At 67.6% G+C, this 8,326-nt stretch carries 8 protein-coding genes; 3 read left to right on the top strand and 5 right to left on the bottom strand.

Features of this window, described 5'->3' with window-relative positions; translation table 11 throughout:
• Nucleotides 1-39: 39 nt before the first annotated feature.
• From P3W75_RS20625 to P3W75_RS20615, 3 genes are all read right to left on the bottom strand, one after another.
• A complete protein-coding gene (locus P3W75_RS20625; protein ID WP_276229166.1) occupies nucleotides 40-399 on the bottom strand; it encodes a DNA polymerase III subunit chi in 360 nt (119 codons plus the stop codon).
• 14 nt (nucleotides 400-413) lie between these two features.
• Nucleotides 414-842 (bottom strand): DNA polymerase III subunit chi, encoded by a 429-nt coding sequence (locus tag P3W75_RS20620; RefSeq protein WP_276229165.1) that lies wholly within the window; start codon nucleotides 840-842, stop codon nucleotides 414-416.
• A 160-nt stretch (nucleotides 843-1,002) separates the two neighbouring features.
• Nucleotides 1,003-2,490: a leucyl aminopeptidase gene (locus tag P3W75_RS20615; protein ID WP_276229164.1), complete on the bottom strand. Its 1,488-nt coding sequence runs from the start codon at nucleotides 2,488-2,490 to the stop codon at nucleotides 1,003-1,005.
• Nucleotides 2,491-2,690: 200 nt separating this feature from the next.
• Here P3W75_RS20615 and lptF point away from each other — a divergent pair, with 200 nt between their 5' ends.
• Both lptF and lptG read left to right on the top strand, forming a co-directional pair.
• Nucleotides 2,691-3,815, top strand: a complete 1,125-nt coding sequence (gene lptF, locus P3W75_RS20610; RefSeq protein WP_276229163.1) for an LPS export ABC transporter permease LptF — start codon at nucleotides 2,691-2,693, stop codon at nucleotides 3,813-3,815.
• Nucleotides 3,808-4,875 carry an LPS export ABC transporter permease LptG gene (gene lptG, locus P3W75_RS20605; RefSeq protein ID WP_276229162.1) on the top strand — a complete coding sequence of 356 codons (1,068 nt, stop codon included), beginning with the start codon at nucleotides 3,808-3,810 and terminating at the stop codon, nucleotides 4,873-4,875. Before lptF ends, lptG begins: the two co-directional genes overlap by 8 nt.
• A gap of 286 nt (nucleotides 4,876-5,161) precedes the next feature.
• On the opposite strand, the gene P3W75_RS20600 is transcribed toward lptG, so the two are convergent.
• Nucleotides 5,162-5,674 (bottom strand): RDD family protein, encoded by a 513-nt coding sequence (locus P3W75_RS20600; protein ID WP_276229161.1) that lies wholly within the window; start codon nucleotides 5,672-5,674, stop codon nucleotides 5,162-5,164.
• 160 nt (nucleotides 5,675-5,834) lie between these two features.
• Between P3W75_RS20600 and P3W75_RS20595 the strand changes: the two genes are divergently transcribed.
• A complete protein-coding gene (locus P3W75_RS20595) occupies nucleotides 5,835-7,385 on the top strand; it encodes an EAL domain-containing protein (RefSeq protein WP_276229160.1) in 1,551 nt (516 codons plus the stop codon).
• Here P3W75_RS20595 and P3W75_RS20590 read toward each other — a convergent pair.
• Nucleotides 7,382-8,269 (bottom strand): TIGR02285 family protein, encoded by an 888-nt coding sequence (locus tag P3W75_RS20590; protein WP_276229159.1) that lies wholly within the window; start codon nucleotides 8,267-8,269, stop codon nucleotides 7,382-7,384. The genes P3W75_RS20595 and P3W75_RS20590 overlap by 4 nt on opposite strands.
• Between the last annotated feature and the right edge of the window lie 57 nt (nucleotides 8,270-8,326).

Genomic DNA, 8,326 nt, shown 5'->3' with positions numbered 1-8,326 from the left:
TCGCGGGAGTGACGGGATGGGGACAGGTGTAGCGCCTGCCTAGGGCTTGCGCTGCGCCAGCAGCCTTTGCAGGCGGGCTTCCAGGCGGCGCTGCAGCTCGGCCTCGATCTGCGGCACGAAGTCGTCGATGACGTCCTGCAGGATCAGTTGCGCGGCGGCGCGCAGCTCGCTGTCCAGGCGCGCCTGTTCGCGGCCGGGGGCGCGCAGGTCGTCGTCCTCTTCGTCCCGCGCCGGGCGCGGCGAGGCCTTCACCACGTCGGAGAGCAACGGGATGTTGTCCGGTTCGAAGGACTCGGTGAGCAGGGGCGGTTCGCCTTCCTGCTCGCCGAGCAGGTCGTGGATCGACTCCAGGTCGTCCAGCAGGTGGTCGGGGTCGTTCGGGGGCTTGCGGCTGTCCATTTTTCCGTAGAGCGTCAGAGGCGCGGCAGGCGATGGTCCTGCAAAGGATAGCCCTGCTCGCGGTAGTAACGGAAATTCTCCCGCGCCGCCTGGCGGATCGCCGGCTCCTCCACCACCAGTTCGGCGATGCGCGAGAACTCGCGGGCGAAGGACGGCACCGTCAGGGTCAGGTTGATCAGCAGGTCGCGCTGGCCCGCCGGCGGCTGGCCCAGGCCCAGGATGACCGGGGCCTCGGGGTCCTCGTCGGCGGCGTTGTGCGGGACGAAGGCTTCCTTGCGGAAGCTCCACAGGCGCGCGTCCAGGGTGTCCCGCTGGGCCTCGTCGGCGCACAGCAGGTACACCCGCATGCCTTGCCGCCAGGCCTTGTCGGCCAGGCGGCAGGCGATGGTCAGGCGCGCGTCGGGATCGGCGCTGGGGATGACGTAGAAGTCCACCCGGGTCATTTTTTGGCTCCAAAGCTGCTGCGTTTGCTCATGCTGCGTTGAAAACCTGCGCAAATTGCTCATTTACAAAGCGTAAACTGCGCATTTGCGCAGGTTTTCGCCTTGCCTGAGCTGCACTCGCGACGCTTTGGATTCCAAAAAACATGTCCGTCCTACTCCGTTACTTCACGCGGTCCAGCAGGTACTGGGTGAGCAGCGGTACCGGGCGGCCGGTGGCGCCCTTGTCCTTGCCGCCGCTGATCCAGGCGGTGCCGGCGATGTCCAGGTGCGCCCAGTGGAACTTCTTGGCGAAGCGTGACAGGAAGCAGCCGGCGGTGATGGTGCCGGCCTTCGGCCCGCCGATGTTGGCGATGTCGGCGAAGGGGCTGTCCAGTTGCTCCTGGTACTCGTCGAACAGCGGCAGCTGCCAGGCGCGGTCGTCGGCCATCTCGCCGGCCTTCAGCAACTGGCGCACCAGGGCGTCGTTGTTGCCCATCAGGCCCGAGGTGTGGCTGCCCAGGGCGACGATGCAGGCGCCGGTGAGGGTGGCGATGTCCACTACCGACTGCGGCTTGAAGCGCTCGACGTAGGTCAGCGCGTCGCACAGCACCAGGCGGCCTTCGGCGTCGGTGTTGAGGATTTCGACGGTCTGCCCGCTCATGGTGGTGACGATGTCGCCGGGGCGGGTCGCGCCGCCGCTGGGCATGTTCTCGGCGCAGGCCATCACGCCCACCAGGTTGATCGGCAGCTGCAGCTCCAGCACGGCGCGGAAGGTGCCGAAGACGCTGGCGGCGCCGCACATGTCGAACTTCATCTCGTCCATGCCCAGGCCGGGCTTGAGGCTGATGCCGCCGGTGTCGAAGGTGATGCCCTTGCCGACCAGCACGTGCGGCGCCTCGTCCTTCTTGCCGCCGTTGTAGTGCAGGACGATCAGCCGCGGCGGCTGGTCGCTGCCCTGGGCCACGGCGAGGAACGAGCCCATGCCCAGCTCGCGGAGTTTCTTCTCGTCGAGCACTTCGACCTTCAGGCCCTTGTGCTCCTTGGCCAGGGTCTTGGCCTGTTCGCCGAGGAAGCTCGGGTGGCAGACGTTCGGCGGCAGGTTGCCGAGGTCGCGGGTCAGGGCCATGCCGTTGGCGATGGCGCGGGCTTCCTTGGCGCCCTGCTCGACGGCGGCGGCGTCGGCCTTGGCGGCCAGCAGGGTGAGCTTCTTCAGCTTGGGCGCTTCGGCCTTCTGGCTCTTGTAGCGGTCGAACACGTACAGGCCGTCGGCGAGGGTTTCCACCAGCAGGCGCGCCTTGCCGTGGGCGTTGCGGCCCTTGACCGCGAGGTCGCCCAGGGCCAGCGTGGCGTCGGCGCCGCCGAGGCTCTTCAGGTTGCCCAGCACCGAGGAAACCAGTTTGCGGTACTGGCGGTCGGAGAGTTCGCGCTCCTTGCCGGCGCCGACCAGCAGCACGCGCTCGGCCTTAAGGTTGGGCAAGGATTGCAGGAGTAGAGTCTGGCCGACCTTGCCGGCCAGATCGCCGCGCTTGAGCAGGGCGGCGATGGCGCCGCCGCTGGCGGCGTCCACGGCCTGGGCCGCGGCCCCGAGCTTGCGGCCTTCGCCGACGGCGATGACCAGGGTGGCGGTCTTCAGGGTTTCCGGACTAACGCTTTTAACAAGGAATTCCATGACAAGGTGTCCCCGTAACCAAGGGTCGAATGGGCGGGTGGTCGGCGACCCGCTCCGGCGTCTGCGCAGTGACAGGCCCGGCGAATCGCAGGATAATGCCGCGTATTTTCGCCGACCCGCCCCCTGGGCGTGCCGGCAGTGCCTCACGGCGGCTAGTGTGAGCGTAGCCGCCCGAGCGTGACAACCCTGGAGTGCCCGGTTTGATTGTCTTCCGTTACCTGTCCCGTGAAGTGCTGGTCACCATGAGCGCGGTGAGCGCCGTGCTGCTGGTCATCATCATGAGCGGCCGCTTCATCAAGTACCTGGCGCAGGCCGCCCAGGGCATGCTGGACCCCGGCTCGCTGTTCCTCATCATGGGCGTGCGCCTTCCCGGCTTCCTCCAGCTGATCCTGCCGCTGGGCCTGTTCCTCGGCATCCTGCTGGCCTACGGCCGCCTGTACCTGGAAAGCGAGATGACCGTGCTCACCGCCACCGGCATGAGCCAGCAGCGCCTGCTCGCCTACAGCATGGCGCCGGCGGCCCTGGTGGCTCTGCTGGTGGCCTGGCTGAGCCTGTCGCTGGCGCCCCAGGGCATCGCGCAGATGCAGCTGATCCTGAACAAGCAGGACGCCATGACCGAGTTCGACACCCTGGCGCCGGGCCGCTTCCAGTCGATGCGCGACGGCTCGCGGGTGACCTACACCGAGCAGCTGAACAACGACCGCACCCAGCTGGGCGGGGTGTTCATCTCCGACAAGAACCCGCCGCGCAACGGCCAGGACCGTGGCCTCTCGGTGCTGGTGGCGACCAGCGGCCAGCAGCAGATCCACCCCGACGGCAGCCGCTACCTGATCCTCAAGGACGGCTACCGCTACGATGGCGTGCCCGGCCAGGCCGACTACCGCGCCATCCAGTACGACACCTACGGCGTGCTGCTGCCCAAGCCGGAAGTCAGCAGCGAAATCGACGACCGCGACGCCATTCCCACCAGCGACCTGATCGCCAGCAACGAACCGCGCATGCGCTCGGAGCTGCAATGGCGCATCTCCATCCCGCTGCTGGTGTTCATCGTCACCCTGCTGGCGGTGCCGCTGTCCAAGGTCAACCCGCGCCAGGGCCGCTTCCTCAAGCTGCTGCCGGCGGTGCTGCTGTACATGGCCTACCTGGCCCTGCTGATCGCCGCGCGCGGCATGCTCGACAAGGGCAAGATCCCCATGGCCCTGGGCCTGTGGTGGGTCCACGCGCTGTTCCTGGCGATCGGCCTGCTGCTGGCGTTCTGGGAACCGCTGAGTCTGAAGTGGGCGGCCTCGCGTGCGCGCTCCGTGAAGGAGCACAAGCATGCGTAAGCTCGACCGTTACATCGGCGTCACCGTCTTCGTTTCCATCCTCGCCGTGCTCGGGGTGATCCTCGGCCTGGCGCTGCTGTTCGCCTTCATCGACCAGCTCGGCTCGCTGGACGAGAACTACACCCTGGGCGTGGCCCTGAAGTTCGTGCTGCTCACCGCGCCCAGCCGCGCCTACGACATGCTTCCGATGGCCGCGCTGATCGGTTGCCTGGTGGGCCTCGGGACCCTGGCCAGCAACAGCGAGCTGACCATCATGCGCGCCGCCGGCGTGTCGCTGCAGCGCATCGTCTGGGCGGTGATGAAGCCGATGCTGGTGCTGATGTTCGCCGGCATCCTGATCGGCGAATACGTGGTGCCCTACACCGAAACCCAGGCCCAGAGCGATCGCGCCCTGGCGCAGAGCAGCGGCGGCGCGGTGAGTTCGCGCAACGGCCTGTGGCACCGCCAGGGCCAGGAGTTCATCCACATCAACGTGGTGCAGGCCGACGGCACCCTGCTGGGCGTGACCCGCTACAACTTCGGCGCCGGCCACGTACTGGAGCGTTCCAGCTTCGCCAAGCGCGCGGCGTTCCACGACAACCAGTGGGTGCTGGAAGAGGTCACCACCACCGTCCTGCACCCGCAGGAGAAGCGCAGCGAAGTGCTCAGCGCACCCTCGGAGGTGTGGAACATCCAGCTCACTCCGCAACTGCTCAACACCGTGGTGATGGAGCCCGAGGCGCTGTCCATCAGCGGCCTGTGGGAATACATCCATTACCTGAAGGACCAGGGCCTGAGCACCAACCGCTACTGGCTGGCGTTCTGGACCAAGGTGCTGCAGCCGGCGGTGACCGCCGCGCTGGTGCTGATGGCGATCTCCTTCATCTTCGGCCCGCTGCGCAGCGTGACCCTCGGCCAGCGTGTGTTCACCGGCGTGCTGGTGGGCTTCACCTTCCGCATAGCCCAGGACCTGCTCGGCCCGTCGAGCCAGGTGTTCAACTTCCCGCCGCTGCTGGCGGTGCTGGTGCCGGCGGCGATCTGTGCGCTGCTGGGTACCTGGCTGCTCAAGCGCGCGGGCTGATCCTGCAACCCTCTCCTTTACGCGGGCAGCCGCAAACAGGAGAGGGGGCTGTTCGCAGTTGCCCGCAAGATCGGCGCCATCCTCCCGCTCCGTCATTCCCGCGAACGCGGAAACGCAGGGCGTATGACCGTTCGCGGTTATCCGCCGCCGGGCCGAGCACCGGAGTCAGTGGGGTTGATGGGTATCGCTTCGCTCAACGCCAGCCTGCGACGCTGTTCTTCCCGTAGAGCGGGCCATGCCCGCGATCGCGCACGGCGCGCTCCTACGGCGGTCAGGCAGCGTTGATTCACCCGCGCCCCTGGGTCGCCTTGCGCACCGCCTTGGGAATCTGGATCACCACGCTTTCCGAATAGCGGTCGTGCCAGGTGCGCTTGTCCTTGTCCCAGAGCATCCACAGGAAGCCCAGGCCGGCGCAGGCCCAGGAGCCGATGGCGATGACGAAGCGCAGCAGCGCCTGCATCAGGCTGATCGGCGTGCCGTCGGGGTTCTGTACGCGCACGCCCCACACCTGCATGCCCAGGGTCTGGCCCTTGTGCGTCCAGAACTTCGCGAAGAAGGCGAACAGGCTGATGAACAGCAGGCTGGAGAGCACCGGGTCGCCGACCAGCCCGCCCTGGTCGGCCAGCTGGCGCAGCTTGTCGCCGCCCAGCAGCAGGCGCAGCACCACCTGCTGGTAGAGCAGGGTGACCACCATCAGCAGGGCCACGCACAGCAGGAAGTCATAGAACATCGCCGCGCAGCGGCGCAGCAGGGGCGCGGGCGGGAAATTTCCCTCCGGCTGGAGCAGGGGCTTGGGCATGGCGTCGTGGGGCGCTCTGGCGGAAATCGGCGGGGGATTATACGACCTTTGACGGACAGTGCCCGAGGACCGGGTGCCGCAGGCGGAATGATCTACGCTAGTTGCAGGTGCCCGGCCTGGCCCGGCGCCGAGCCAGGCGCAGGCCAGAGGGACAGCTGCGATGCCTCATAGGAGCAAAAAACGGCGCCTGTTCCGGCGCGTGGCGTATTCCCTGCTGGTGGCCGCGATACCGCTGCTCCTGGGGGGAACCATCGTCTACCTGCAGGCGCTCTCGGTGCTGCACCGCGAGGCGCGTCAGGCCGCGACGGAGGCGGAGCGGTTGTTCGACATCATGCTCGGCAACGCCGCCGCCTCGGCGCGCACCACCATCCCCTTCGCCGAAGGCCACTGCAAAGACGCCGAGCTGATCCTGCGCGAACAAGTGGCCACCGTGCCCTTCGTGCGCTCGGTCAACCTGACCCGCGACGACAAGGTCTTCTGCACCTCGCTGTTCGGCCCCTACGACGAGCCGGTGGCGGTGGACACCTTCGTCGATGGCCGCCTCAGCCTGTTGCCCGGCAATGACGTGACGCCGCACTTCGCGTTGATCGTGTATCGCCTCACCCAGGGACGCAGCGGTGTGCTGGCGGCGGTGGATGGCCGCTACCTGAGCAACGTGCTGCAGTTGGTGGACCAGCGCAGCGACCTGGTGTTGCGGGTCGGTCCGAACTGGATGGACGAGGCCGGGACGGTGCACCGCGGCGTACCCGAGGACTTTCCCCTGGGCGAAACGCGGCTGACTTCGCAAAGCTACCCTTACGAGGTGATCGGCGGCTTCCCGGCCGGCGCCCAGTGGCAGGTCATGCGCCAGGACTACTGGCCGCTGTTCGCCATGCTCGCGTTGCTCGGCGCCCTGTTCGGCAGCGCCTGCTTCTGGTTGTTGGAGCGGGTGCTGACGCCTACCCGGGAGATCGAGCGAGCGCTCCATGCCGGGGAGTTCGTGCCCTTCCTCCAGCCCCTGGTGCAGGCTTCCAGCGGCCACTGGGTCGGCGCCGAGGTGCTGATGCGCTGGCAGCACCCGCGCGAGGGGCTGGTCGGGCCGGACATCTTCATTCCCCTGGCCGAGCGTTCCGGGCTGATCCTGCCGATGACCCGCGACCTCCTGCAGCAACTCGCCGAGGAGTTGCCGCGCCACGTCGCGCTGCTCGGTGAGAACTTCCACCTCGGGGTCAACATCAGTGCGGTGCACTGCAGCAGTAGCAGCCTGCTCACCGACTGCGTGGATTTCCTCGGCGCCTTCCCGCCTGGCTCGCTGAACCTGATGCTGGAGCTGACCGAACGCGAGCTGATCGAGACCAGCAACTTCACTGACGACCTCTTCAGTTGCCTACGTGACCTCGGCGTGACCCTGGCCATCGACGATTTCGGCACCGGCCATTCGAGCCTGGCCTACCTGCGTCGCTTCCAGGTGGACGCGCTGAAGATCGACAAGAGCTTCGTCTCGACCATCGGCGACGACACCCGCTCCCGGCACATCCTCGATAGCATCCTCGACCTGTGCAGCCGTCTCGACCTGCAGATGATCGCCGAGGGGATCGAAACGGCGGCGCAGCGCGACTACCTGGCGGAGCGTGGCGTGCCCTTCCTGCAGGGCTACCTGTTCGCCCGCCCGATGCCGCTGGCGGATTTCCTCGTCGAGCTTGCCGCCCGGCGCCAGCGCGAGTCGTCCTAGCGCTGGCCTGGCGTGATACCGAACAGCCGTTGCAGAAGCGCGCGATAGCGGGGGCGGTCGGCTTCCGGCAGTTCCGCGTCGTACACCTCGGCCACGGCCTGGCGAACTTGCGGAATGACGCCGTTCACCGCGGCTATCACCTGGCGGCCCAGCGCGCTGCGTGAGCAGGCGATGTAGCCTTCCTGGTACTCCGGCGTGCCCTCGATGGCGTAGCGGCGCACATCCAGCGGCGGCTTGCCGGAGGCGGCGGTGCGGTGCAGCACTTCGTTGGGGTAGGCCAGCACCGCGTCTATGCCGCGGCCCTGGGAGGCCATCATGCCGAGCAGGCCTTCGAGCTGGTCCTGGGCGTAGCGCCGGTATACCGCCTTGTCGTCGGGGTGTTCGGCCAGCAGCTCGTCTATCGCCGTACCGTAGCGGCGCCCGCCGAGCACGCCCAGGCGCAGCTGCCCGCCGGCCAGCAGGGCGCGCAGGTCCACGCGGCCGCCATGGGTCGGTAGCGGGGCGTGGTCGACGAGGGTGAACAGGTGGATCGGCAGCATCAGCCGGTAGGCGTCGCTGAAGATGAAGGCGCGTTCACGCTCCGGCGTTTTAAGAAAACCGGCGAAACAGACGTTGGCCCAGTTCTTCATTTCCTGCTCGATTCGCGGATAGTTCGCCGGCACTTCTTCCTCGGTGTGGCGGAAGCCGTCGAGGCGCTGGATCACCAGATTCTGCGCCACATCGGCCAGGCCGCGGCCGCGCTCGGGGCCGGAAAGGATGTACAGCGGGGGAAAATCCGTGGTCAGCCAGCGCACCTCGGGCGTAGCCGGGGCGGGCGACGTGGCGAGGGCGCAAGGCGCCAGCAGGGCGCTGGCCAGGGCCAGGCACGTCGGGGTGATTCGCACTATTGTCAGTCCTTGGCAACGGCAGGGTGGAACGCTGTTTCCCCAGTGCCGATCACT

This window comes from Pseudomonas citronellolis, from assembly GCF_029335315.1.
GTDB lineage: Bacteria > Pseudomonadota > Gammaproteobacteria > Pseudomonadales > Pseudomonadaceae > Pseudomonas > Pseudomonas citronellolis_A.
This window is presented reverse-complemented; position numbering and strand designations above follow the sequence as displayed.

Bases quoted from the DNA above. Each gene is read 5' to 3' on its own strand.
- P3W75_RS20625 (WP_276229166.1), bottom strand. From the start codon at position 399: ATGGACAGCCGCAAGCCCCCGAACGACCCCGACCACCTGCTGGACGAC.
- P3W75_RS20620 (WP_276229165.1), bottom strand. From the start codon at position 842: ATGACCCGGGTGGACTTCTACGTCATCCCCAGCGCCGATCCCGACGCG.
- P3W75_RS20615 (WP_276229164.1), bottom strand. From the start codon at position 2,490: ATGGAATTCCTTGTTAAAAGCGTTAGTCCGGAAACCCTGAAGACCGCC.
- lptG (WP_276229162.1), top strand. From the start codon at position 3,808: ATGCGTAAGCTCGACCGTTACATCGGCGTCACCGTCTTCGTTTCCATC.
- P3W75_RS20600 (WP_276229161.1), bottom strand. From the start codon at position 5,674: ATGCCCAAGCCCCTGCTCCAGCCGGAGGGAAATTTCCCGCCCGCGCCC.
- P3W75_RS20595 (WP_276229160.1), top strand. From the start codon at position 5,835: ATGCCTCATAGGAGCAAAAAACGGCGCCTGTTCCGGCGCGTGGCGTAT.